Origin of the sequence: Pseudomonas sp. S4_EA_1b, assembly GCF_016307435.1 — a bacterium.
GTDB classification, from domain to species: Bacteria; Pseudomonadota; Gammaproteobacteria; order Pseudomonadales; family Pseudomonadaceae; genus Aquipseudomonas; species Aquipseudomonas rhodesiae.
Genome location: NZ_JAEILC010000001.1, coordinates 14240 through 39705, shown reverse-complemented (window position 1 = coordinate 39705; position 25466 = coordinate 14240). Strand labels below are relative to the sequence as shown.

The following is a 25466-nucleotide window of genomic DNA, read 5'->3' as shown; positions in this document are numbered from 1 at the left end:
AACTGACGTTCGGCAGCGGCCAGCGATACCGTTTCGGGTGCCGTTGGCGGCGGTTTACGCTAGAATGCACGGCCTCAAAGCACACCCCTTCCCGAGGCTGTCCCGAAGATGTTGATCCTGCGCGGCGCTCCTGCCCTTTCTGCCTTTCGCCACAGCAAACTCCTTGAGCAACTGAGCCAGAAGGTTCCAGCTGTTACAGGCTTGTACGCTGAATTTGCTCACTTCGCCGACGTGAGCGGCGTTTTGACCGCCGACGAACAGCAAGTGCTGGCACGCCTTCTGAAGTACGGCCCAAGCGTTCCCGTTCAAGAGCCGACCGGCCGCTTGTTCCTGGTTCTGCCACGGTTCGGCACCATCTCGCCCTGGTCGAGCAAGGCCAGCGACATTGCCCGCAACTGCGGCCTGTCGAATATCCAGCGGCTGGAACGCGGTATCGCCTTCTACGTCGCCGGGCAGTTCAGCGAGGCCGAAGCCGAGCTGATCGCCAGCAGCCTGCACGACCGCATGACCCAGATCATCGTCGGCCAGTTGGAACAGGCCGCCGGTCTGTTCAGCCATGCCGAGCCCAAGCCGCTGACCGCGATTGACGTGCTCGGCGGTGGCCGCGCCGCCCTCGAGAAGGCCAATACCGAACTGGGCCTGGCCCTGGCCGAAGACGAGATCGACTATCTGGTCAACGCCTTCAACGGCCTCAAGCGCAACCCCCACGACATCGAACTGATGATGTTCGCCCAGGCCAACTCCGAGCATTGCCGCCACAAGATCTTCAACGCCAGTTGGGACATCGACGGCGAAAGCCAGGAAAAAAGCCTGTTCGGCATGATCAAGAACACCTACGTGATGCACAGCGAAGGTGTTCTTTCTGCTTATAAAGACAACGCCTCGGTAATCGTCGGCTCCGTCGCCGGCCGTTTCTTCCCGGACCCCGAGACCCGCCAGTACGGCGCGGTGCAGGAGCCGGTGCATATCCTGATGAAGGTCGAGACCCACAACCACCCGACCGCGATTGCCCCGTTCCCAGGCGCAGCCACCGGTTCCGGCGGCGAGATCCGCGACGAAGGTGCTACCGGTCGCGGCGCCAAGCCCAAGGCCGGCCTCACCGGTTTCACCGTCTCCAACCTTCAGATCCCGGGCTTCGAACAGCCGTGGGAAGTGCCGTACGGCAAGCCCGAGCGCATCGTCAATGCGCTGGACATCATGATCGAAGGCCCGCTGGGCGGCGCCGCGTTCAATAACGAGTTCGGCCGTCCGGCCCTGACCGGCTACTTCCGTACCTTTGAACAGTCCATCACCACCCCCCGTGGCGATGAAGTGCGCGGTTACCACAAGCCGATCATGCTGGCCGGCGGTATGGGCAACATCCGTGAAGAACACGTCAAGAAAGGCGAGATCCTGGTCGGCTCCAAGCTGATCGTGCTCGGCGGCCCGGCGATGCTGATCGGCCTGGGCGGCGGCGCTGCTTCCTCCATGGCCACCGGCACCAGCTCGGCGGACCTGGACTTCGCGTCCGTACAGCGTGAAAACCCGGAAATGGAACGCCGTTGCCAGGAAGTCATCGACCGTTGCTGGCAACTGGGTGACAAGAACCCCATCAGCTTTATCCACGACGTCGGCGCGGGCGGTCTGTCCAACGCCTTCCCGGAGCTGGTCAACGATGGCGACCGTGGTGGCCGCTTCGAACTGCGCAATATTCCAAACGACGAGCCGGGCATGGCCCCGCACGAAATCTGGAGTAACGAATCCCAGGAGCGTTACGTGCTGGCCGTCGGCGCCGACGACTTCGCGCGCTTCCAGGCCATCTGCGAGCGTGAGCGCTGCCCGTTTGCCGTGGTCGGCGAAGCCACTGCCGAACCGCAACTGACCGTCACCGACAGCCACTTCGGCAACAGCCCGGTGGACATGCCCCTCGAAGTGCTGCTGGGCAAAGCCCCGCGCATGCACCGTTCGGCGGTACGTGAAACCGAACTGGGCGATGATTTCGACCCAAGCAAGCTGGAACTGGCCGACAGCATCGAACGCGTGCTGCATCACCCGGCCGTGGCGAGCAAGAGCTTCCTGATCACCATCGGCGACCGCACCATCACCGGCCTGGTGGCCCGTGACCAAATGGTCGGCCCGTGGCAGGTCCCGGTGGCTGACGTGGCCGTCACCGCCACCAGCTTCGACGTTTATACCGGTGAAGCCATGGCCATGGGCGAGCGTACCCCGCTGGCCCTGCTGGACGCTCCGGCGTCGGGCCGCATGGCCATTGGCGAAACCCTCACCAACATCGCCGCATCGCGCATCGGCAAGCTGTCTGACATCAAATTGTCGGCCAACTGGATGTCCGCCGCCGGCCACCCGGGTGAAGACGCGCGCCTGTACGACACCGTGAAAGCCGTCGGCATGGAGCTGTGCCCTGAGCTGGGCATTACCATCCCGGTGGGCAAGGACTCGATGTCCATGGCCACCCGCTGGAACGAAGACGGCACCGACAAGAGCGTCACCTCGCCGCTGTCGCTGATCGTCACCGGTTTTGCGCCGGTTACCGACATCCGCCAGACCCTCACCCCGCAACTGCGCATGGACAAGGGCACCACTGACCTGGTGCTGATCGACCTGGGCCGTGGCCAGAACCGCATGGGCGCCTCGATCCTGGCGCAGACCCACGGCAAGCTCGGCAAGCAGGCCCCGGACGTCGACGACGCCGAAGACCTCAAAGCCTTCTTCGCCGTGATCCAGGGCCTTAACGCCGACGGCCACCTGCTGGCCTACCACGACCGTTCCGACGGCGGCTTGCTGACCAGCGTCGTGGAAATGGCCTTCGCCGGTCACTGCGGCCTGAACATCGTGCTCGACAGCGTTGCCGAGGATGCGTCCGAGATCAACGGCATCCTGTTCAACGAAGAGTTGGGTGCAGTGATCCAGGTCCGTCAGGACGCCACTCCGGATGTGCTGGCTCAGTTCAGCGCGGCCGGCCTGGCCGATTGCGTCGCGGTGATCGGTCAGCCGATCAACAACGGCGAAATCAATATCTCCTTCAACGGCGACACCGTGTTCAGCGGCCAGCGTCGTCTGCTGCAACGCCAGTGGGCCGAGACCAGCTACCAGATCCAACGCCTGCGCGATAACGCCGACTGCGCCGAGCAGGAATTCGACGTGATCCTGGAAGAAGACAACCCGGGCCTGAGCACCAAGCTCAGCTTCGACGTCAACCAGGACATCGCCGCGCCGTACATCAAGAAAGGCATCCGCCCACAGGTGGCGGTGCTGCGTGAGCAGGGCGTCAACGGTCAGGTGGAAATGGCGGCGGCGTTCGACCGCGCCGGCTTCAATGCGATCGACGTGCACATGAGCGACATCCTCGCCGGTCGCGTCGACCTCAACGAGTTCAAGGGCCTGGTGGCCTGCGGCGGTTTCTCCTATGGCGACGTGCTGGGTGCCGGCGAAGGCTGGGCCAAGTCGGCGCTGTTCAACAGCCGTGCCCGCGATGCGTTCCAGGGCTTCTTCGAGCGCAACGACAGCTTCACCCTGGGTGTGTGCAACGGTTGCCAGATGATGTCCAACCTTCACGAGCTGATCCCGGGCAGTGAGTTCTGGCCGCACTTTGTGCGCAACCGCTCCGAGCAGTTCGAAGCCCGTGTCGCCATGGTGCAGGTGCAAGAGTCCAACTCGATCTTCCTGCAAGGCATGGCCGGTTCGCGCATGCCGATCGCCATCGCCCACGGTGAAGGCCATGCCGAGTTCGAAAGCGAAGAGGCACTGCTGGAAGCCGACCTGTCCGGCACCGTGGCCCTGCGTTTCGTCGACAACCACGGCAAGGTCACCGAGACCTACCCGGCCAACCCGAACGGCTCGCCGCGTGGGATCACCGGCCTGACCAGCCGCGACGGCCGCGTGACCATCATGATGCCGCACCCGGAGCGCGTGTTCCGCGCCGTGCAGAACTCGTGGCGTCCGGAAGAGTGGAACGAAGACGGTGCCTGGATGCGCATGTTCCGCAACGCGCGCGTGTGGGTGAACTGAGGCGGTGTACAAGCTCAGCTTCTTTGTGCCCGACAGCCATGTGGAGACGGTGAAAACCGCCGTCTTTGCAGCTGGCGGCGGGCGCATCGGCGACTACGACAGCTGCGCCTGGCAAGTGCTGGGCCGCGGCCAGTTTCGCGCGTTGGACGGCAGCCAGCCGTTTCTCGGGCAAGTCGGCGAGGTTGAAGTGGTCGATGAGTGGAAAGTTGAGATGGTGGTGGCGGACGATTTGATCGTAGCCGCAGTGGCTGCGTTAAAGCTCAGCCATCCCTACGAAACACCTGCGTATGAAGTGTGGTCGTTGGCGGATTTCTGATCTGCCGGCAGCCACTCCAAGCAACCCGCCGAGCCTTTATGGTCGGCGGGTTTTTTGTGGCCGGTGTTCAGGGGGCCGGTGTCAGTTTCACCTCTTCCCTCAAGGCTTCGATCAGGGTGTTCTGGAACTCGAAGCGCTGTTCTTTCATGTTCCAGCGGTCGATGAAAAACAGCCCGTTGTCATCCACCTGGATGGGCGTGGAAACGATCTCGCCGCTACGGGAGCGGTGCAGGATGTTGGTTTCGGCGGCTGATGGGCGTTCCACCAGAAAGAAACCGGGTCGAGTCAGTTTCGAGCGGTCTGCGGCAGCAAAGGGCAGGGGTGTCTGGGTACCTGCGATACCGACGTCCAGCTTGAAGTCGCTACGCACGGCAATCCAGTAGGCGCCCTGAATGTCCGTCTCCCAATAACCGCGATGCAGGCTGCGCGACAGGGTGGGCGCGACGTCGCGAATATGCAGGCTGATGGCGCCCTGCAATTCGGCCAGCCCCGGCACCCCGAGCTGAGTATTGGTGTGGCCGCTGCCCACGAACGCCACCCATTTGTGCGGGCCATGGGCCGTCTGGTCTGCCTTGATTACCTGAGCGGCAAAATAGCTGAACAGTTGATTGCGATCGGTGATGCCCTCCAGGCCTTTGACGTGATAGCTGGCGGTACAGTCCAGGGCGCGAACGCGAATGCCGTATTTGCCGGCGGCCTGAATCACTTCGGAATAACTGTTAGGGCCTCGGTACAGCGGCATATGCCCGCTGTCCTGGCGCTTGAGGTAAGCCTTGAGCCCGTCGGGCAGGCGCTGGGTGCGATGGAACAGGTCCAGTTGTGCCTGATGCAGGTCGGTCAGCAGGTGCTCGACATATAAGGTTTTGAAGCCTTGTTGCTTGAGGGTCTTCATCTGTTTGCGCAGGAACGCTTTGCTGGCCTGGGCCGAGTGGGCTTCGCCAATCACCAGCCCCGAGAACGTGCTGTCACTGACCTGCTTGAGGAAAGCTTCCGGTGTGGTGTCCGTTCTCAGGTGCGGCAGTTCCGGTCGGGGCGTGGCGTGATAGTCGGCAAAAAACGCTCGGGCCTTGGCCTTCAACTGCGTGCGTAGCGCCACAAAGGCATCGAATGCTGCACGACTGCGGGCACCGCTGGGGGCGTAACGCGTGTCCAGGCCCCTGGGGTGTTCGGCCAGGCTGGCGATGTCGTCCCTGAAGGTGGGCGCAATGTCGAACTCACTGAAGTGACCGGGCTGGGGTGCACTCTCCGCGATACTGGGTTGGGGGGCTTTGTAGCCGGTGTGCAGGGTCATATGGTAATCGGCCTTGGCCAGTCCATCGCCGGGAATCGCGCCGGGAGTATCCAGCCAAAGGCCGACAGGTTGGTTCGCACCTACGTCGTCGATGCGCAACGCCACCGCATTGTGCAGGTCGGCCAGCCCCGGGGTTTGATTGAAGCTGCGCATCCGGGACGATTCGACCAAGGCCACCCAGCGTTCATCCATGGCGTCGACGCTGTCGGCTTGAATCACTTTATGGGAGTAGAAGTTTCTCAGGTCATTGCCCCGTGGCGTGGTGGACGGCGTATTACCGAGCAGGGTCAGCGAGTCTTCGAGTTGATAGGACGTCGTGGCATCGAGGGCGCAGATTTGCACCTTTTTTTCCTGCGCTTTACCTAGCAGGGCAGCGTAGGAAAACTCGGCGTCGTCGGCGATGCCGAAGGCGCTGTCGATACTCCGCATATGCTGCTGGATGTGCCGCCAGGACTGGCCCTTGTTGAATTTCTCCAGTTTCGGCCGGAACACGTCCCCCGGCAGGTATTCCACGTACAGGCGCTTGAAGCCTTTTTCGATCAGGGCGTCCATCTGTTGCATCAGCACCTGTTTACTGGCGATGGAGCCGGGTACCGCCCCAATGACCAGGTTCTTGTTGCCGGCGAACACATCGCTGTCGAGCAGTTGCCTGAAGGTTGTGCCGGCCTCTATGGGCGGCGCGGGCGCGCGGGTGGGGATCGGGTCGAGGAATCGGAAAAAATTGCGCGCATCCTTGATCAGCCGCTCGACTTTCTGCACGTAAACCGGCTGCAAGTGTTTCACGCTGTCGGCCGCGGACGACAACACCGTATAAGCCGGCACGTCGCGTTCGCGGCCCAGCCGTATGAGTTCTTCGCGCACGTTCGGGTTGATCACCGTCGTCAGGTCGCGCCAGTGTTTCTCCGGCATTTCATACTGGGCAAACGGTTGGGGTGTCTCTGGCAGCGCTTCATATTTCGGGCCGCCGCCGGCCACTCCGGTACGATGCCAGACGCCCTCGGCATTGGGGGCGGCCACGCGGGTGGTCGAGACCAACTTGCCGCTGAGCGGATCGAGCCGATACAGCAAATAGCGCCCGATCACATCCGGCGTACGGCTCGCCCACAAGGCTTGCCCTTCGAACATCACCGGCTGCATGTTGGCGGGCACCGCAGGGGCGGGCTCCAGTTGCCGGATCAATTTCATGGCGCGCAGGTGTTCGTTCTTGGCTGCGGCCAGACGCAACGGTTTGCCAGTCGGCCTGAGGCCGCGCAATACCGGGCGCAAGTCGGTGAACACCGCGCCGGCGCTGTTGAACAGGTACCCGGCCAGGTGTTCCAGTGTCGCGCCGGTGTCGCCCTGGTGATAGGCGTGCAGGGCGAGCATGGCGTCCTTGAAAGCCAGCAACATGCCGGTGCTCAGGCTCAGCACCGGGTAGGGCGCGGTGGCGATAGCGGTGACCCATTCCACACAGGTCCAGAGAATGCCGGTTACCATTTGCGTGCGGTTTACCGTGGTGCCCGTGACGTTGTCGATCTTGCGTTGCAGTTTCATGTTGTACAGCAGCTGGCGCAGGTCGGTAACAGGCGGCACGCCGGCTATGGCGTCGTAGCGCGCCGGACTGAGGCTGGTTCTATCCAAGTGCGCGGGCAGCAGGCGCCGCGCTTCTTCCAGAAAGCTGCGCACTCGCGCCTGGGATTGAACGCCGACCCGGTTGACCAGGTAGCCGATCCAGCCGGGCTGGGTCTTGAGCAGGTAATTGAACAGCCGAGCCTCGCGAAAGCTGATGCCGTCGGGCGCTTGCGGGGTGTACAGCAGGACCGGGTTGTCGGCGTGGCTGAACAGGTAGGTGTCGATCACCCAATCGCCATCGATCATCAAACGGTGGATGGCGTAGGTCTTGCGGGTTTGCACGGTGGTGTCGCCCAGGCTGGCGATGCTTTTTTTCAGCCAATTCAGGTCCACCCCGGCGATGTCGCCTTTGAGCTGCGCTTCGATGGCGGCACTGAGCAACTGGCGTTGGGTGATGGCCAGAATGGCATTGCGCCGGAAGTCATAGGCCGGGCTTTCGGCATTCAGCAGCTCGCGTCTGACTTTGTCTGTATAGCGCTGACCGATCCACACCCCTGTGACCGAGCGCGCGACCTTTTCGGCGGTCAGTGCGCTCAGGTCGATACCCTCCGGGCCCCTGAAGGTGGCCGAGCGGGAAAATTTCTCATCGAGAAAGCCCACCCCGTCGGCGTAGCCGTCGCGAAACAATTGGGTGTAGGTCATTGGTTCGGGGCGCGAGGCAAGAACTAATGTCGGCGGGGCATAGACCCAGACGGTATCCGGGTCGACGTCATTCCCTGGGCGGCCCAGCAGGCCATTCAAGCGTTGTCGGGCCTGGTCATGGAGGTAGGTGTTGAAGCTGTGGAAATTAGCCTCCGAGAGCGGATGTTCGTGGTAGGCCTGCAGCGCCCCTTCGGCGTCCTCGGCGGCGGTCACCAGTTGTTTGCGCACCTCATCGGTGGTCGAGCGGTACCAGTTCGGGGTGCTGAACGCATAGTCGTCGATACGCGCCGACAGCACATGGCGCGACATCGCTTGCAGGCATTCGGCGTGGCTGGCGGTGGTGCTGAAGGTGACCTCTTTGTATTCCTCGGCGTGGTATTTGAGGCTCAGGTTGCTTAATACGTGCTGCATGGCCGCGCGAAAACGCAGCGGCACGCGGGTGATCAGGTAATCGGTCATGCTCCCCGGCGCGGCCTTCAGGCCGTTGTCCAGGGTCCAGCCGAGGATATGTTGCTGGCAGGCCCGTTCCGTGTCGAAGGCCTTGAATTGCTGGTCGCGCGGCGCTTCAGGGGTGCACAGCAGCACGCGGTCCACGACGCCGCTGGCGTTCGTACGGCGCAGCACCCACAGGTCCTGAAGCTGTGCGCCGTGCAGCGACAGGGTATTGGCCCCCACGGTGGCGGCGCTGAGCTGCGGGTCGGTGCCTTCGCGCAGACGCTCAAGCAGTTGCAGGTCGCTCTCCAGCAGATGACCTTGCAGGTGGGCGATATACGCCAATGCGACGATACGTTGATCGAGCATGTGCTCAACCGCGCGCCGCACTTCTGCCCGGCCATGCAGATCGCGTTGCGCATCGGCGAAGTCCAGGCGCGGTTGCAGGGTGGCCATTTGCTGCGCCAGCCAGGCGACGTTCAGATCCTGATAGGCCGCTGGCAGGGGCGCATCCTTGTAAGTGAGGACGGTGTTGGCGAGGAAGTCGGAGCCCGGCTTTTCATCGTCGGTGTGCAGGCCGCGCAAGGCCAGCTCGATCAGCGTGCGGTCGTGATCGTAATGGCCGACATTGGGGACGAAGCGTCGGGTGCTGACCAGCAGGTGCTGGGGTTCCAGGTCGTGGATGTCCAACTCGTCCGCCAGCCGTTCCAGCCATTGATAGCGTGCCAGCGTGCGGGGGGTGGTGGCCGGGTTCAACACCTCCAGCATTGCCCGGCGCGCCTGATCGTAGCCCTTGAGGCGCTCGGCCAGGGTGCTGCGCGCAACCTCGCTGGCGCTGCGGTACCAGTCCGGCGCGCTGTAACGCAGGCAGCGTTCGAGCAGGGTCTGGGCTCGCAGTTCAAGGCGGGCGGTGAGGTCGGGCAGGGCGGCCTCGATGGCATGCTCGACAGCCTCAATGAGTTGCGCGGCGTTCTGGTCCGGGTTGTCCACAAGGCTTAACGCGCGCTCGATGTCCAGGGTGCGCCGGTCGATCAGCACTTCGTTGACGTGCTCGAACAGCGGCTTATCGCTGATGGGCGACAGCGTCAGCGGCCAGATTCCGCTGCTACCCAGCGCTTGGTAGCGCACTGGCAGCAGCGCCCTGAATTCCTCGGTGCTGGCGGGGTGTTCGAACTGCTGGTGCAGGCGTCTGTCCAGCAGCGCCAATGAATCGAATGACTCGACGCCCCGCGCTGGAGTGAACAGCAGCACCTGGCCGACATCCTGCGGGGCGGTGAGGCTGCTCGGCACGGGATGGTTTTTTTCGGTCACCACAAACGCACCGGCCAGCTCGACGGTCTGCTCCTGATAGCTGAAGCGCAACGCATACAGCCCCGGGCGCAAGGTCGGGTACAGCGACACCTTTTCAAGCATCGCGCCTTCTTGCGGGTGCAACAGCCGATCCTGCACGCCGAGCTTGGCTTCGTGGGTCAGGGCGATGAAGCCGGCGTCGAAGGTCATAAAGGATTTGCGCGGCTTGCCGTCGATCTGGTGGGCCAGATCCAGTTGTCGCAACCGGGTATCGAGGTTGGCCTTGAGGGTGGCGAGCAAGGCTTGTCCTGCTTCACTGCGCAGATCGCTGTCGCGCAGTGTTCCGTAGTGGACACGCGCATGTTCAAGATATTGCCGGCGGGCACCACGGATCAGCCCGTTCAAGCGTTCGAGATAACGCAGGTCAGGCGAGGGGGCTTTCTCCGGGATCAACAGTGTGGGGGATTCGAGCAGATGCTGGCCGATTTGATTGAGGTAGGCCTTTATCTCATCGAACGTCGGGGCAATAGGGGGGCTGGACGTGCTCACGGGCACATTCTCCATGCTGAGGGAAAGAACCCTTAGCTTGGAGAATGGCGCCGTGAACGGGCTGTAGATAAGTCAGTGGTGCCCCCCGCCGGTCAGGCGTTGAGCGGGCGGGTCAGGCGTTCCAGCGCCTCGCCCAATCCGGCTGCCTTGTCACCGACCAGCAGGTGCCAAACGCCGCTGTCGAGCTGGCTGATGCCCTGGCAGCCCAGCGCCGTCAGTTGCGCTTCGGACAAGGCTGAATCATCGCCCAGCACCACCCGCAGGCGGGTCATGGCCAGCGCTTCCAGTTGGCGCACATTCGCGCGTCCGCCCAAGGCGTTCAGCCATTGCTCGGCGTGCTGCTCATTCACGGCTTTCGGTTTATCCACAGGTGCCGCTGCCACCGGTGCGGTAGCGACGAATGACGGCATGGCCAAGCGAATTTCATCGGCGATGCTATCGGCCATCGGCCCGACCACCACCTGCAGGCTGCCACCGTTGCCGGGGCGCACCACGGCCATGGCGCCCAGCGCCTTGAGGTCGGCATCCAGCGCTTTGTTGCGATCCACCATGTCCAAGCGCAGGCGGGTGGTGCAGGCGCCGACGCTGAGCAGGTTGTCCGCGCCGCCCAGGGCGCGGATGTAGGCGCTGGCGCGTTGGTTGTCGGTCAGGGTTTGCGTCGGCGCGGCTTGGATATCTTCACGCCCCGGCGTTTTCAGGTTGAAGCGGCGGATGCAATAGCTGAACACGCTGTAGTAGATCAGCGCATACGCCAAGCCGACCGGGACCACCAACCACCCATTGGTGGACTTGCCCCAACCCAGCACCATATCGATAAAGCCACCGGAGAAGGTAAAGCCGAGGTGGATGTTCAACATATTGGTGACGGCCATCGACAGACCCGTCAGTACCGCATGGATCAGGTACAAAAATGGCGCGAGGAACATGAAGGCGAATTCGATCGGCTCGGTCACCCCGGTCAGAAACGATGTCAGGGCCATCGACAGGAAAATCCCGCCCATGACCTTTCGCCGCTCCGGCAAAGCGTTGCGGTACATCGCCAGGCATGCGGCGGGCAGGCCGAACAGCATCACCGGGAACATGCCGGTCATGAACTGGCCGCCCTTGGGGTCGCCGGCAAAGTAGCGGGTCAGGTCGCCAGTGACCACCGCGCCGGTGGCCGGGTCGGTAAAACTGCCGAACACGAACCAGGCCATGTTGTTGAGGATGTGGTGCAGACCGGTGACGATCAGCAGGCGGTTGAACACGCCGAATACGAATGCGCCGAGGCTGCCGCTTTCCATCAGCAGTACGCCGAAGCTGTTGATGCCATGCTGGATCGGTGGCCAGATCAGGCCGAACACCACGCCCAAGCCCACGGCGGAGAACCCGGTAACAATCGGCACGAACCGCCGGCCGCCGAAAAACGCCAGGTACTCCGGCAGCTTGATGTCCTTGAAGCGGTTGTACAGCGCCCCGGCCATCAAGCCGCTGGCGATACCGGCGAGCATGCCCATGTTGATCGTGGTGTCCATCACCTTGAGGGTGGAGATCATCACCAGATAACCGATGGCCCCGGCCAAGCCGGCGGTGCCGTTATTGTCGCGGGCAAAACCCACGGCGATACCGATGGCGAAGATCAGCGCCAGGTTGGCGAAAATCGCCTGACCGGCATCGTGCATCACCGCAATGTTCAGAAGGTCGGTGTCGCCCAGGCGCAGCAGCAGGCCGGCGATCGGCAGGATCGCAATCGGCAGCATCAGTGCACGGCCCAAGCGTTGCAGGCCTTCGATAAAGTGCTGGTACATGGCATGTCTCCCTTTTTCTTGTTGTTGTCAGCTCAGCGGCCAGTGGCGTTGACAGGCTTGGCGAACGGCCGCGGCACTGCTCAGGTCGAGCAGCCCTTGGCTCAGTTGCCGGCAGTGCGCCGCCTCCAGATGGCGGACGCGGTCTTTGATCTCGGCTATTTGAAGCGGGCTGACGGACAGCTCGCTGACCCCCAGCCCCACCAGTACCGGGGTGGCGAGTGGATCGGAGGCCAGGGCGCCGCACACGCCAACCCAACGCCCGTGCTTGGCCGCGCCGGCGCAGGTTTGGGCGATCAGGCGCAACAGCGCCGGGTGCAGGGCATCAACGCGGGCCGCGAGCCCCGCGTGGTCGCGGTCCATGGCCAAGGTGTACTGGGACAGGTCGTTGGTGCCGATGGAGAGAAAATCCGCATGCCGGGCCAGTTGCTCGGCCAATAGCGCGGCGGCAGGCACTTCGATCATCACGCCCAGTTCCGGACGCACGCTCAGTTCCAGCTCCATACACAGGTGGTCGAGACGCTGGCGGATGTGCAGCAGTTCGTCGACTTCGCTGACCATCGGCAGCAGGATGCGGCAACGCCCCAGCGGCGCGACTTGCAACAGCGCGCGCAGTTGTTGATCGAGCAATTGGGGCCGTACCTGGGCCAGGCGAATACCACGCAAGCCCAGCACCGGGTTGGCTTCCGCCGGCAGCGGCAGATAGTCGAGCTGTTTGTCACCGCCCACATCGATGGTGCGGATGATCACCGATTTGTCGCCCATGGCATCCAGCACCGCTTGATAGGCCTGGCGTTGCTCCTGCTCATCCGGCGCGGTGCGACGGTCGACGAACAGGAATTCGGTGCGCAGCAGGCCGACGCCATCGGCACCGTTCTCGAACGCTACCTGTGCCTCGGCGCTGGAGGCGACATTGGCCGCCACTTCAATGCTCACCCCGTCGCGGGTCTGCGCCGGCTGGTGTGCCTGGGTTTGTTGCTGCTGGCGCCGCCGTTTTTGCGCGTCGCGAATCCGATGCACTTCGGCGTGACGTGTCTCGCTGGGCGCCAATTCGAGGCGCCCATTGGCCGCGTCGAGCACCACCCGTTGGCCTTGGGGCACGTCGAGCACTTCGGCGCCGAGGGCGACCACACACGGCAGCCCTTTGCCTCGGGCGAGGATCGCCACATGGGAGGTGGCGCCGCCTTCGGCCATGCAGAGGCCCACCGCGTGTTGTGCACTCAATTGCAGCAGGTCCGATGGGGTCAGTTCATGGGCGCTGACGATGGCCCCGGCGGGCAGTTCGAACTGCCAGGCTTCGCCAAGCAATGCACGTAGCACCCGTTGCTGCAGGTCGCGCAGGTCATTGGCGCGTTCGGCGAACAGCGGCTTGCCCAAGCCCAGCAACACCTGGCACTGGGCCTGGATCGCATCGCGCCAGGCGTGGGTGGCCGCGCTGCCGCGTTCGATGGCGGCGTTGGCGGCGTCCAGCAACGCGGGGTCTTCCAGCAAGGCCAAATGGGCGGAGAAGATCTCTTCTTCCTCCACGGCTTTACGGTGGCGGGCCTGTGCCAGGGTGGTGCGGATTTCGCCGCGTACTTGTTCCAGCGCCGCGTCCAGACGCTGCAATTGTTCATCGGCTTGATGATTGCCGGGATCGGGCGCCAGCTCCACACCGGCCATGCGCAACAGCGGCCCGCACACCAGCCCGGGCGCCGCGCACACGCCTTGCAGCACGCCGGCCTCGGCAGTGACCCGCACGGGCGCGGCGGCGGCCGGCGCGTGAGGGGCATCGCCGATAGGCTGGGACAGCGCCGTCACCAACGCTTGCAGTGCGGCTTCGCAATCCTTGCCGCGGCATGTCACGCGCACCTCGTCGCCTTCTTCCACGCCCAGCCCCATCACGCCCATCAAGCTGTCGCACGCCGCCGAGTGCCCGGCGAAATGCAGGCGTGACTGGCTGCTGAACCCCTGCGCCGCCTTGCGGATCAGCGCCGCCGGACGCGCATGCAAACCGCCCCGATGCGTGACGCGCACCTGGGCGCTGGCTTCAGCGTCGCTGTTGTCCACAGCCGTGCGCACCGAAGCGGCCGCGCGCGCCGTAATCTGCATCAACGGCTCGCCGACCTTGACCGAGTCAATCCCCAGCGGACGCAATTGGAAGTGCTCGCCATTGGTGAGGATGATCAGGCTGATCAGGCTTTTGCAGTGGCGTGCGACACGGTCCAGGTCGAACTGCAGCAACACCTGGCCCCGGCTGACCCGCGCGCCCTGTTCTACGCGCAGGGCAAAGCCCTGGCCGTTGAGCGCCACCGTGTCGATGCCCACGTGCATCAGCAGTTCGGCGCCGTTGTCGGCGCGGATCGTCAGCGCATGGCCGGTGCGGGCTACTTGGATGATCTCGCCGTCGCACGGCGCGTGCAGGCAATCGTTCAGCGGATCGATGGCCAGGCCGTCGCCCATGGCACCGCTGGCGAATACCTCGTCGGGCACGTTGCCCAGGGCCAGCACCGGCCCGCTTAAAGGGGCGCTGAGGGTCAGGTCATTGTTGTTATTGGACATGGGCACGGTACTCATCAGGAAAACACGGCAAGTGACTCAGTGGGTGCGGGTGACTTTGCTCAGGTGGCGCGGCTGGTCCGGGTCCATGCCTCGCGCCACCGCCAGGCCGGCCGCCATCACGTAGAAACTCTGGATCGCCAGGATCGGGTCCAGGCTCGGGTGTTCGGCGCGGCTCAGGGTCAGGTCGCGTTCGGCGATATCGTCCGGCGCGGCCAGCAGCACGCGGGCGCCGCGTTGGCGCATGTCGGCGGCCAAGCTCAGCAGACCAGCCTGCTCGGCGCCGCGCGGGGCGAACACCAACAGCGGGTAGTTGTCATCGATCAAGGCCATCGGGCCGTGACGTACTTCGGCGCTGCTGAAGGCTTCGGCCTGGATCGCCGAGGTTTCCTTGAGCTTGAGCGCGGCCTCCTGGGCAATGGCGAAACCGGCGCCACGACCGATCACCATCAGGCGTTGGCTGTCGCGCAGGGCGTTGATGGCGGGGGTCCAATCCTGCTTGGCGGCGGCGCGCAATTCATCGGGCAATGCGCGGCAGGCGCGCAGCAGCTCGGCTTCCTGGTTCCAGTGGCCGATCAACTGCGCCGTGGCGCTGAGGGTGGCGATAAAACTCTTGGTGGCGGCGACACTCAGTTCCGGCCCGGCGCACAGCGGTACGTGGAATTCGCACGCGGCTTCCAGGGGCGAATCTTCGGCATTGACCAACGAGATGCTCAAGGCGCCACGCTTGCGCAGCAGGCGCAGGCTGTTGACCAGATCCGGGCTCTGGCCCGATTGGGAAAACCCGAACGCCACCTGGCCACTGACCTTCAACGGCGCTTGCAGCAACGTGACCACCGACATCGGCAACGACGCCACCGGCACACCCACATGCTGCATGGCCAAGTAGGCGAAGTAACTGGCGGCATGGTCGGAGCTGCCGCGGGCGATGGTCATCGCCACTTGCGGCGGCTGGCGACGCAGGCGACCGGCAATCTCTTCCAGCAACGGATCCAAACGTTGCAACTGCGCGGCAACCGCGTCAGCGGAGGCCAGGGCCTCTTCAAGCATTTTTGAAGTCAATGGTGTCTCCTTCGACCATTACGTCAGTGAGGTGCAGGGAACGGTCCAGGCGCACGCAGTCGGCAAAGCTGCCGGGTTGCAGGCGGCCGCGTTCTTCCAGGCCCAGGTAATCCGCGGGGAATTGCGACAGGCGCTGCGAGGCTTCGTGAAGCGGCAGGCCGATCTTCACCAGGTTGCGCAGCGCCTGATCCATGGTCAGGGTGCTGCCGGCCAGGGTGCCGTCGGCCAGACGCACGCCGCCCAGGCATTTGGTCACGGTGTGGCTGCCCAGCTTGTACTCACCGTCGGGCATGCCGGCGGCGGCGGTGGAGTCGGTGACGCAGTACAGGCACGGGATCGACCGCAACGCCACGCGGATGGCGCCGGGGTGTACGTGCAGCAAATCCGGGATCAATTCGGCGTAGGTGGCATGGGCCAGCGCGGCGCCGACAATGCCGGGTTCGCGGTGATGCAGGGGGCTCATGGCGTTGTACAAATGGGTGAAGCTGGTAGCGCCGGCGGCCAGGGCCGCAACGCCCTCTTCATAGCTGCCCAGGGTGTGACCGATCTGCATGCGCACGCCGCGTTGGCTGAGGGCGCGGATCAGGCCGTCATGGCCGGCGATTTCCGGAGCAATAGTGATCACCCGGATCGGCGCCAGTCGCAGATAGGCTTCCACTTCGGCCATCAGCGCGGTGTGGGCGAAGTTGGGTTGGGCGCCGAGTTTTCCTGGATTGATGTAGGGCCCTTCCAGATGCACCCCAAGCACCCGGGCGCAGCCAACGGGGCGTTGCTCGCAGAACGCACCGAGTTGGCCGAGGACACTGGAGATTTCATCCACCGGTGCGGTCATGGTGGTGGCCAGCAACGAGGTGGTGCCGAAGCGCACATGGGTGCGGGTGATGGTCTCGAAGGCCGTAACGCCTTCCATGATGTCCTTGCCGCCACCGCCGTGTACATGCAGGTCGATAAAACCGGGCAGCAGGTAGGGCAGGTCGTTGTCGGCCGGGTCGCACGGCTGGCCGTGGACGGCGATGACCTTGCCGTGCTCGTGCACCAGGCGGCCGCGCACCCAGCCTTGGGGCGTAAGGATATTGTCTTCGGACATGGGCAGTTCTCTGTGTCTCGCAAGGGGTCGCAACGTCGGTGCCGCGCGGCGTTTTAACGTCGAAGTTCGGCGACGAAGTCGTAGTAGTCGTTGCGACAGTAGGTGTCGGTGATTTCGATCGGTGTGTTGTCGGCGGTGTAGCCGACCCGGGTCATCAGCAGCATGGCGGTGCCGGGGGCGATGCCTACCAGGTTGGCGAACTCGTCCGAGGCGTTGATCGCCTGAATATGCTGCAGCGCGCGCATGATGGGTTTGTTGACGCCGTCCAGGTATTCGTACAGCGAGTTGCCGACGGACTGCGGCTGTGGCAGTACGCTGGCGGGCAGGGTGGTCATCTCGATCGCCATCACCGTGTCATCGGCCTTACGCAGGCGCTTGAGCCGCGCGACTTTGTCGGTGGGCGACAGGCCCAGGCGGATCAGTTCTTCATGGGTCGGCGGGGTGATCTCGCGCTCCAGCCACTGTGAGCTGGGCACGAACCCCTTGAGGCGCAACATCTCGCTGAACCCCGACAGGCGCGACAACGGCTGCTCCAGGCGCGGCGTGATAAACGTCCCGGAGCCCTGGCTGCGGCGGATCAGGCCCTGGCTGAGCAACACTTCCAGCGCCTTGCGCGCAGTAACCCGCGAAATGCTCAACTGCTCACTGAGAGTTCGCTCCGACGGCAGCGCTTGTTCGGACGTCCATCGACCGGCATGAATGGCGGCCTCCAGATTGCGCGCCAATTGCAGGTACAGCGGCGTGGATTGTTTGTCGTCGGGGCGCAGGGTGAGGATGTGGTTCATTTGTGAGGTGTCCGATGCGGTTATTGGTGTTTTGGCACTCGGTATGGGGCGCAAGCTAATACCACTTAAATACCATGTCAATGCTGCCAAAACGGTGCGAATCCATGATTTAGGGCGCGATATTGGTGCTGTTTGGTAAGTGGTATTAGAGAGGTCTTTGTGGCGCGCAGAAATGCACAGGCCCGCGCGGTGAACTGGTATTCACCGTTAGGCCTCGTCAGGGGCGATAGAAGTTTTTGAATTATTTTACGAGCGGTCGACGGTTACGGCCGGATCTCGATCAGGGTGCCGTCTTTGACCAGGTTCCAGACTTCGCGCATGTCGACGTTGCGCATGCCGATGCAGCCGTCGGTCCAGTCCAGGGTATGAAACCACTGCTCCGGGTAGTCCTCGGTGTCGGGGGTGCCGTGGATCATGATCATGCTGCCGGGCTTCACGCCTTCACGGCGCGCGCGTGCGGCATCGCTGATATTGGGGTAGGAAATGTGCATGGCCAGGTTGAAGCGCTCGCTGGTCTTGCGCCAGTCGATCCAGTACAGCCCTTCGGGGGTACGGCGGTCGCCTTCGATCAGTTTGTGGCCTTTGGGGTTTTTGCCCAGGGAAATGCGATAAGTCTTGAAAGGCTTGCCGTCATTGATCAACTGCAATTGATGAGCGGACTTGAGCACCAGCACCTTCTCGACCGTTTTACCGCTCGCGGTTTGCAGGGTGGAGGCTGACGACAACATGGCGAACGACAGGCAGAACAGAGCAAGCAACCAACGCATTGAAACGATTTCCCTTTGAAGGCCGTCTGCCGTTGTTATTGGGCGGGTTTGGCAAGTGGCGGCACCGACTCGCTGCGCACTGGGTAGGCGTGCTGGCGGCGGTCAGCGAAGAAGCATTCTAAGGTACGCCCGACGGTGCGGAAAGCCAGCTCGGACCAAGGGATGTCAGCCTCGGCGAACAGCTTCACTTCCAGGCTTTCGGCGCCGGCGGCGAAGTCCAGGTCGATCAGCTCGGCACGGTAGAAAATATGCACCTGGCTGATATGCGGCACATTGATCAAGGTATAGATGCTCAAGTCCCGTACGCGGGCGCAGGCTTCCTCCAGGGTTTCGCGCATAGCGGCCTGTTCCACGGTTTCGCCGTTCTCCATGAAACCGGCGGGCAGGGTCCAGTAACCCAGGCGCGGCTCGATGGCGCGGCGGCACAACAGCACTTGATCGCCCCACACCGGCACGGTGCCGGCGACGATGTTGGGGTTCTGATAATGAATGGTCGAACAGTGATCGCACACATAGCGCAGGCGCGCGTCGCCGTCGGGAATGCGTTGGGTCACCGGTTTACCGCACTGGCTGCAGAATTTCATGCTGGGGTTCCTGGAAAGTCCATCCATCTTGGCTTGGGGTCAGGCGTTCCTGCAAGTTGTCGTTTCGCGACACGGTCATGGTTTTGGGGTTGGGCGCCTGCACGCTTTGGTGCATGATGCCAGGTAGCCAACAGATCGAGATGACTCATGCTGGACGAGCTACTTCGCCGGGTAAGCAACCACACGCCGCACACGTTGGAGACCGACGGACGTTTCCCCGAGGCCGCCGTGCTGGTGCCGATTACCCGCAGTGACGAACCTGAGCTGATCCTGACCCTGCGCGCCAGCGGCCTGTCGACCCATGGTGGCGAAGTGGCCTTTCCCGGCGGGCGTCGCGACCCGGAAGACCCGGACCTGGTCTTTACCGCCCTGCGTGAAGCCGAAGAAGAAATCGGCTTGGCGCCGGGCCTGGTGGAGGTCATCGGGCCACTCAGTCCGCTGATCTCCTTGCACGGTATCCGCGTCACCCCCTACGTAGGTGTGATTCCGGATTACGTGGAGTACCTGGCCAACGATGCCGAGATTGCCGCGGTCTTCAGCGTCCCGTTGGATTTTTTCCGACAGGACCCGCGGGAGCATACCCACCGAATCGATTACCAGGGCCGCAGTTGGTACGTGCCCAGCTACCGTTTCGGTGAATACAAGATTTGGGGGCTGACGGCGATCATGATCGTCGAGCTGATCAACCTGCTCTATGACGACGCGCAGATCAGCCTGCACCAGCCGCCCAAGAGCTTTATCCATAAATAAGCCATCCATTCAATGGCAACGCCGTGAGGGAACACCATGAAATACCGCCTGGGCGATGCCCGCGTCGAGACCCATCCACACAGCTGGGTGGCGCCCAACGCCACGCTGGTGGGCAAGGTCAAACTGGAGGAGGGCGCCAACGTCTGGTTCAACGCGGTATTGCGCGGCGACAACGAACTGATCCTGATCGGCAAGAACAGCAACGTGCAGGATGGCAGCGTGATGCACACCGACATGGGCTACCCGCTGACCCTCGGCACCGGCGTGACCATCGGCCATAACGCCATGTTGCACGGCTGCACCGTCGGCGATTACAGCCTGATCGGCATCAATGCGGTGGTGCTCAACGGCGCGAAGATTGGCAAGCATTGCATCATCGGCGCCAACTCGCTGATCGGCGAAGGCAAGGAGATTCCCGATGGCTCGCTGGTGATGGGGTCGCCGGGCAAAGTGGTGCGTGAGCTGACCGAGGCGCAGAAGAGGATGCTAGAGGCCAGTGCCGCGCACTATGTACACAATTCGCAGCGTTATGCCCGTGACCTGGCTGAGCAGGAAGAATGAGTGCAGTTGAACGACCTGTTGCATCGCCCTGCGTGAGCATTTGCGCGCTGGATGATGACGACATCTGTACCGGCTGCCAGCGCACCGTGGATGAAATCACGCGTTGGAGTCGCATGGCTAATGCCGAGCGCCGGGTAGTGTTGGGCTTGTGCCATGAGCGGGCCTTGGCGAATGGGTTGGTGTTTATGGCTTCTGGTAAATCTGGCGCCTGAACTATTGCTATCGGGGGCAAGCCCCCTCCCACATTTGAAAGCGTGTGGGAGGGGCTTGCCCCCGATAAGGCCCCCCAGACGACATCTGTCTTAATGTGAAGTACCCTGTGCCCCTTATACACAGGGCCCATCCCGCCATGCTCTTCCTGATCGCCTATATCAGCAGCGTCGTGCTGATCAACTTCGCCTTCTCCACCGCCCCTCACCTGGATGTGATCTGGTCCGCCTGGGGTGGCCTGGTGTTTATCCTTCGCGACATGGTGCAAACCCGCTTCGGCCACGGTGCGATCATCGCCATGCTGGCCGCGCTGGTGCTGTCCTATATCACCTCCGACCCGTCCATCGCCCTGGCCAGTGCCACGGCATTCGCGGTGTCCGAGTGCATCGACTGGCTGGTATTCACCATCACCAAGCGCCCGCTCCACGATCGCCTGTGGATAAGTTCGGCGCTGAGCATCCCCCTCGATACGTTTATCTTCTTCGGCCTGATCGGCGCGTTGACGCCGATGGTGGTGGGCACCGCGCTGGTGTCGAAATTCGCCGGGGTCACTGCGGTGTGGCTGATCATGGCCTGGCGCGTGCGCAAACGGGCGGTCGCCAACTGAGGCCAATTTTTACAGTTCATGTAAAATGCCGGCCTTTCTCCCCATGATCCGCTCCCCTGAGGACCTGAGATGACCCGAATCGGAACTCCATTGTCGCCAACCGCGACCCGCGTTTTGCTGTGTGGCTGCGGTGAACTGGGCAAGGAAGTGGTAATCGAACTGCAACGCCTGGGCGTTGAAGTGATTGCCGTGGATCGTTACGCCAATGCGCCGGCCATGCAGGTGGCCCATCGTAGTCATGTGATCAATATGCTTGACGGCGCCGCCTTGCGTGCGGTGATCGAAGCGGAAAAACCGCACTTCATCGTGCCGGAAATCGAAGCCATCGCCACCGCTACGTTGGTGGAGCTGGAGGCCGAAGGCTTCACCGTGATCCCGACCGCGCGCGCCACGTCGCTGACCATGAACCGTGAAGGCATCCGTCGCCTGGCCGCCGAGGAACTGGACCTGCCGACCTCGCCGTACCACTTCGCCGACACCTTCGAGGACTACAGCAAGGCCGTTCAGGACCTGGGCTTCCCGTGTGTGGTCAAGCCGGTGATGAGTTCGTCGGGCAAGGGCCAGAGCCTGTTGCGCAGCGCCGATGACGTGCAGAAAGCCTGGGACTATGCCCAGGAAGGCGGACGTGCCGGTAAAGGCCGGGTGATCATCGAAGGCTTTATCGATTTCGACTACGAAATCACCTTGCTGACCGTACGCCATATCGGCGGCACCACGTTCTGCGCGCCGGTTGGTCATCGTCAGGAAAAAGGCGACTACCAGGAATCCTGGCAGCCACAGGCCATGAGCCCGATTGCCCTGGCCGAATCCGAGCGCGTGGCCAAGGCCGTGACCGAGGCTCTGGGCGGACGTGGTTTGTTCGGCGTGGAATTGTTCATCAAGGGCGATCAAGTGTGGTTCAGCGAAGTATCGCCGCGCCCTCATGACACCGGCCTGGTAACCCTGATTTCCCAGGACCTGTCGCAATTCGCCTTGCACGCACGCGCCATTCTCGGCCTGCCGATCCCGTTGATCCGACAGTTCGGGCCATCGGCGTCGGCGGTGATCCTGGTGGAAGGGCAGTCGACCCAGACCGCTTTCGCCAATCTCGGCGCGGCATTGAGCGAGCCGGATACGGCATTGCGTCTGTTCGGTAAGCCAGAAGTGAATGGCCAGCGCCGCATGGGTGTGGCGTTGGCGCGGGATGAGTCGATTGAAGCGGCTCGGGCCAAGGCTACCCGTGCTTCTAAAGCCGTTGTTGTAGAACTCTAAAAGCATCGGGGGCAAGNNGCCCCCGATAGCGGCCTATCAGCCCACCCTGTTCAAATCGTTATCCCGCGTCTCTTTCAGGCACAGCACCGCAATCAAACTGAGCAGTGCCGCCGCCGACACATATCCACCCACATAACTCAGCCCGCCCATCGCCACCAGCTTGGTCGCGAAAAACGGCGCGGCCGATGCGCCAACGATGCCACCCAGGTTATACGCCGCCGAAGCCCCGGTATAACGCACGCGGGTCGGGAACAGCTCCGGCAGCAAGGCGCCCATCGGTGCGAACGTCACGCCCATCAGAAACAGCTCCAATGCCAGGAACAAGGCCACGGCCCAGGTGGAACCATGGGTCAGCAGTGGTTCCATGGTGAAACCGGACAGAATCGCCAGAATCGCACCGACGATCAGCACGGGTTTGCGGCCATAGCGGTCGCTGGCCAAGGCGGCAATCGGCGTGGCCAGGCCCATGAACAACACGGCGAAGCACAGCAGGCCGAGGAACGTCTCGCGGCTGTAACCCAGGGTGGAAACACCATAGCTCAGAGAAAATGCGGTGGTGATGTAGAACAGCGCATAGCACACCACCATCGACGCGGCGCCCAGCAGCACTGGCAGCCAATGCTGGCTGAACAGCTCCACCAACGGCACTTTCACTGGTGCTTGCTTGGCTACGGCCTTGGCGAACACCGGCGTTTCATGCAGCTTCAGACGCGCATACAAACCGACCATCACCAGCGCGGCGCTGAGGATGAACGGGATGCGCCAGCCCCAACTGCGGAACTGTTCGTCGCTCAGGCTCATGGCCAGGATCAGAAACAGGCCGTTGGCTGCCAGAAAACCAATGGAAGGGCCTAGTTGCGGGAACATACCGAACCAGGCGCGCTTACCCTTGGGCGCGTTCTCGGTGGCCAGCAGCGCCGCGCCACCCCATTCGCCGCCAAGGCCCAGGCCTTGCCCGAAACGCAGCACACACAACAGGATCGGCGCCCAGGCTCCAATGCTGTCATAGCCGGGTAGCAAGCCGATCAGCGTCGTACACACGCCCATCAGCAGCAACGAAGCCACCAGTGTGGACTTGCGGCCGATGCGATCGCCGAAATGGCCGAACAGTGCCGAGCCCAGCGGGCGGGCAATAAAGGCGATACCGAAAGTGAGGAAAGACGCCAGCATCTGCGCGGTGCCCGAACTCTGCGGGAAGAACACCGGGCCGATCACCAGTGCCGCAGCGGTGGCGTAGATATAGAAATCATAGAACTCGATGGCAGTGCCGACGATGCTCGCGGTAGCGACCCGTGCGGTGGAGTTGCTCGGGGCGGCTGTTGCGGCCTCGTTATAGGTGGTGCTCATGGCGGTATCCCTGACGGTCGTTGCGCGTTTGGACGCGGATTATTATTGGTCGAACACCCATGGATCAGGGTTGCACGCGGGGCGGCTCGGGATGGGAGCGAACACCGGTCGGACATGGTGAATCGATGCCTGGACGCGCTGAGTGCGGGTAGCACGCGGTCTGGCAGAGCTTGGATAAGCCGCAGGGATTATAGGAAGGGGCGTGGAATTGTAACAAGGCCTGACACGGTGCAAATCAACCTGTGGAGAAGGGGCCCACGTTTAATTTTGGTTGATCAGAAGTTATGCGGCGACAGGCATTCTGCTGGTATGCCAGATCAACACCTTGCTCACGCGGTTATCTTCGGTCTCGAGGATTTCCAGGCGGTAACGCCCGATCTTCAGGCACACCGCGCAATCCGGGATGGTTTCCAGCGCTTCGGTCACCAGGCCGTTGAGGGTTTTGGGGCCGTCGCTGGGTAAGTGCCAGCCCAGGCTTTTGTTCAGCTCACGGATCGAGGCGGCGCCGTCGATGATGTAACGACCATCCGGCTGGGCCTGGATGTGCGGGTTATCCGCGCTTTGCTCGCTTTCGAATTCGCCGACGATCTCTTCGAGGATGTCTTCCAGGGTGACAATCCCCAGCACTTCACCGTACTCGTCCACCACCATGCCCAGACGACGCTGCTGCTTGTGGAAGTTCAGCAGTTGCAACTGCAGCGGCGTGCTTTCCGGAACGAAGTAGGGGTCGTGGCAGGCGGCGAGCAATGCCTCTTTGGTCAGGCTGGCGTCGGGCAGCAAATGCTGGATCTGCCGCGTATTCAACACCGCCTGCACCTGGTTGATATCGCTGTGGAACACCGGCAAGCGCGTACGCTCGGAGGCGCGCAGTTGTTCGATGATCGTTTCGATCAGCTCGTCCAGGTTGATGCCGTCGACTTCACTGCGCGGCACCAGGATGTCATTGACCGTGATGTTGTCCAGGGCGTGGATGCCGGGCATGCCGTGGGCTTGGCTTTTATCGGTTGCCTGCTCCGCTTCGTCATCGTGATCGGGCAGCGGCTCGTCGCTTTTTTTGACTGCGCCGGTCTTGCGGGCGAAGGGGCGCAATAGCATCAGGCTGATGCCATTGAGCAGCCAGGCCAGGGGATAGAGGAGCTTCAGTGGCACGCCCAGCAACGTATTGCCAAAGCCGAGCACCGCTTGCGGATGACGGGTAGCCAGGGCGCGGGGCAGGTAGTCGGCCAGCACCAGGAGGACCGCGCAAGAAATCAGCCAGCCCAGCCACGGACCGTTTGCCGCCCAGGCGTAAATTGCCAGCAGCGTACACAGGATGACCACCACCCCACGGCACAGCGTATTGCACAAGATCAGGCTGTCACGCGGGAAATTCAGGCGGGCGGCGGCCTTGTCGCCCTGGCGCGTGCCGGGGCGCAGGGCCAGCAGGTGTTGCTGGGCGGCTTCTATGGCGGTAAACAGCCCGGCCCATAACACCAGCAGGGCGATTACCGCGAGCATCGGCCCCAGGGGCAAATTGTCCATGATCGCTGCCCGTCAGATATGCAGGATGTATTCGCGAACCAGCTTGCTGCCGAAATAGGCCAGCATGAGCAAGCAGAAACCGGCCAGGGTCCAGCGGATTGCCTTATGCCCGCGCCAACCGAGACGGTTGCGGCCCCACAACAACACGCTGAACACCACCCACGCCAGGCAGGCCAGCAGGGTTTTGTGCACCAGGTGCTGGGCGAACAGGTTCTCGACGAACAGCCAGCCGGAAATCAGCGACAGCGACAGCAGCGTCCAACCGGCCCACAGGAAGCCGAACAGCAGGCTCTCCATGGTTTGCAGCGGTGGGAAGTTCTTGATCAGGCCCAATGGGTGTTTGTGCTTGAGCTGGTGGTCCTGCAACAGCAGGAGCAGGGACTGGAACACGGCAATGGTGAACATGCCGTAGGCCAGGATCGACAGCAGGATGTGGGCGAGAATGCCCGGTTCTTCGTCGATCACCTGCACGGTGC

At 62.9% G+C, this 25466-nt stretch carries 18 protein-coding genes; 7 read left to right on the top strand and 11 right to left on the bottom strand.

Annotated elements, in window-relative coordinates:
- Positions 1-108 precede the first annotated feature (108 nt).
- Both purL and YA0848_RS00155 read left to right on the top strand, forming a co-directional pair.
- Entirely contained in the window at positions 109-4005 is a 3897-nt protein-coding gene (gene purL / locus YA0848_RS00160) for a phosphoribosylformylglycinamidine synthase (RefSeq protein WP_034139200.1), read from the top strand.
- A 4-nt stretch (positions 4006-4009) separates the two neighbouring features.
- Positions 4010-4321, top strand: coding sequence for a Nif3-like dinuclear metal center hexameric protein (locus YA0848_RS00155; RefSeq protein ID WP_034139199.1), 312 nt, complete (start codon positions 4010-4012; stop codon positions 4319-4321).
- Positions 4322-4388: 67 nt separating this feature from the next.
- Here the strand turns inward: YA0848_RS00155 and YA0848_RS00150 are convergent, their stop codons facing one another.
- The 8 genes from YA0848_RS00150 to YA0848_RS00115 all read right to left on the bottom strand — a co-directional run bounded on the left by YA0848_RS00150 (position 4389) and on the right by YA0848_RS00115 (position 18743).
- Positions 4389-10136, bottom strand: a complete 5748-nt coding sequence (locus YA0848_RS00150; RefSeq protein WP_169903819.1) for a membrane-targeted effector domain-containing toxin — start codon at positions 10134-10136, stop codon at positions 4389-4391.
- 92 nt (positions 10137-10228) lie between these two features.
- Positions 10229-11923, bottom strand: a complete 1695-nt coding sequence (gene nagE, locus YA0848_RS00145) for an N-acetylglucosamine-specific PTS transporter subunit IIBC (RefSeq protein ID WP_040269363.1) — start codon at positions 11921-11923, stop codon at positions 10229-10231.
- A 27-nt stretch (positions 11924-11950) separates the two neighbouring features.
- Positions 11951-14461 (bottom strand): phosphoenolpyruvate--protein phosphotransferase, encoded by a 2511-nt coding sequence (ptsP, locus tag YA0848_RS00140; protein WP_169903821.1) that lies wholly within the window; start codon positions 14459-14461, stop codon positions 11951-11953.
- A gap of 36 nt (positions 14462-14497) precedes the next feature.
- Positions 14498-15520 (bottom strand): SIS domain-containing protein, encoded by a 1023-nt coding sequence (locus YA0848_RS00135; RefSeq protein WP_099313005.1) that lies wholly within the window; start codon positions 15518-15520, stop codon positions 14498-14500.
- Positions 15501-16607: an N-acetylglucosamine-6-phosphate deacetylase gene (gene nagA / locus YA0848_RS00130; protein WP_034100355.1), complete on the bottom strand. Its 1107-nt coding sequence runs from the start codon at positions 16605-16607 to the stop codon at positions 15501-15503. Before nagA ends, YA0848_RS00135 begins: the two co-directional genes overlap by 20 nt.
- Positions 16608-16660: 53 nt before the next feature.
- Complete coding sequence (locus YA0848_RS00125; RefSeq protein ID WP_034100353.1) at positions 16661-17392, bottom strand: GntR family transcriptional regulator; 732 nt, start codon at positions 17390-17392, stop codon at positions 16661-16663.
- A 263-nt stretch (positions 17393-17655) separates the two neighbouring features.
- Positions 17656-18159: a L,D-transpeptidase family protein gene (locus YA0848_RS00120; RefSeq protein ID WP_034100351.1), complete on the bottom strand. Its 504-nt coding sequence runs from the start codon at positions 18157-18159 to the stop codon at positions 17656-17658.
- Between the two features lie 35 nt (positions 18160-18194).
- Positions 18195-18743: an NUDIX hydrolase gene (locus YA0848_RS00115; RefSeq protein ID WP_034115015.1), complete on the bottom strand. Its 549-nt coding sequence runs from the start codon at positions 18741-18743 to the stop codon at positions 18195-18197.
- 147 nt (positions 18744-18890) lie between these two features.
- On the opposite strand from YA0848_RS00115, the gene YA0848_RS00110 reads away from it, so the two are divergent.
- From YA0848_RS00110 to purT, 5 genes are all read left to right on the top strand, one after another.
- On the top strand, positions 18891-19493 hold the full coding sequence (locus YA0848_RS00110; RefSeq protein ID WP_034100348.1) for a CoA pyrophosphatase: 603 nt from the start codon (positions 18891-18893) through the stop codon (positions 19491-19493).
- 36 nt (positions 19494-19529) lie between these two features.
- Positions 19530-20054: a gamma carbonic anhydrase family protein gene (locus tag YA0848_RS00105; RefSeq protein ID WP_034139191.1), complete on the top strand. Its 525-nt coding sequence runs from the start codon at positions 19530-19532 to the stop codon at positions 20052-20054.
- A complete protein-coding gene (locus YA0848_RS00100; protein ID WP_034100345.1) occupies positions 20051-20266 on the top strand; it encodes a DUF1289 domain-containing protein in 216 nt (71 codons plus the stop codon). Before YA0848_RS00105 ends, YA0848_RS00100 begins: the two co-directional genes overlap by 4 nt.
- 137 nt (positions 20267-20403) lie before the next feature.
- The gene (locus tag YA0848_RS00095; RefSeq protein ID WP_034100344.1) at positions 20404-20871 is read left to right on the top strand and encodes a VUT family protein; all 468 of its coding nucleotides are present in this window, start codon (positions 20404-20406) and stop codon (positions 20869-20871) included.
- Between the two features lie 69 nt (positions 20872-20940).
- Complete coding sequence (gene purT / locus YA0848_RS00090) at positions 20941-22122, top strand: formate-dependent phosphoribosylglycinamide formyltransferase (protein ID WP_017139720.1); 1182 nt, start codon at positions 20941-20943, stop codon at positions 22120-22122.
- A 36-nt stretch (positions 22123-22158) separates the two neighbouring features.
- Here the strand turns inward: purT and YA0848_RS00085 are convergent, their stop codons facing one another.
- The 3 genes from YA0848_RS00085 to YA0848_RS00075 form a co-directional block, all read right to left on the bottom strand.
- A complete protein-coding gene (locus YA0848_RS00085) occupies positions 22159-23469 on the bottom strand; it encodes an MFS transporter (RefSeq protein WP_034100341.1) in 1311 nt (436 codons plus the stop codon).
- Between the two features lie 282 nt (positions 23470-23751).
- On the bottom strand, positions 23752-24990 hold the full coding sequence (locus YA0848_RS00080) for a transporter associated domain-containing protein (RefSeq protein WP_169903822.1): 1239 nt from the start codon (positions 24988-24990) through the stop codon (positions 23752-23754).
- 12 nt (positions 24991-25002) lie between these two features.
- A partial coding sequence (locus YA0848_RS00075; RefSeq protein WP_232925006.1) for a cytochrome C assembly family protein occupies positions 25003-25466 on the bottom strand: 464 nt, incomplete at its 5' end.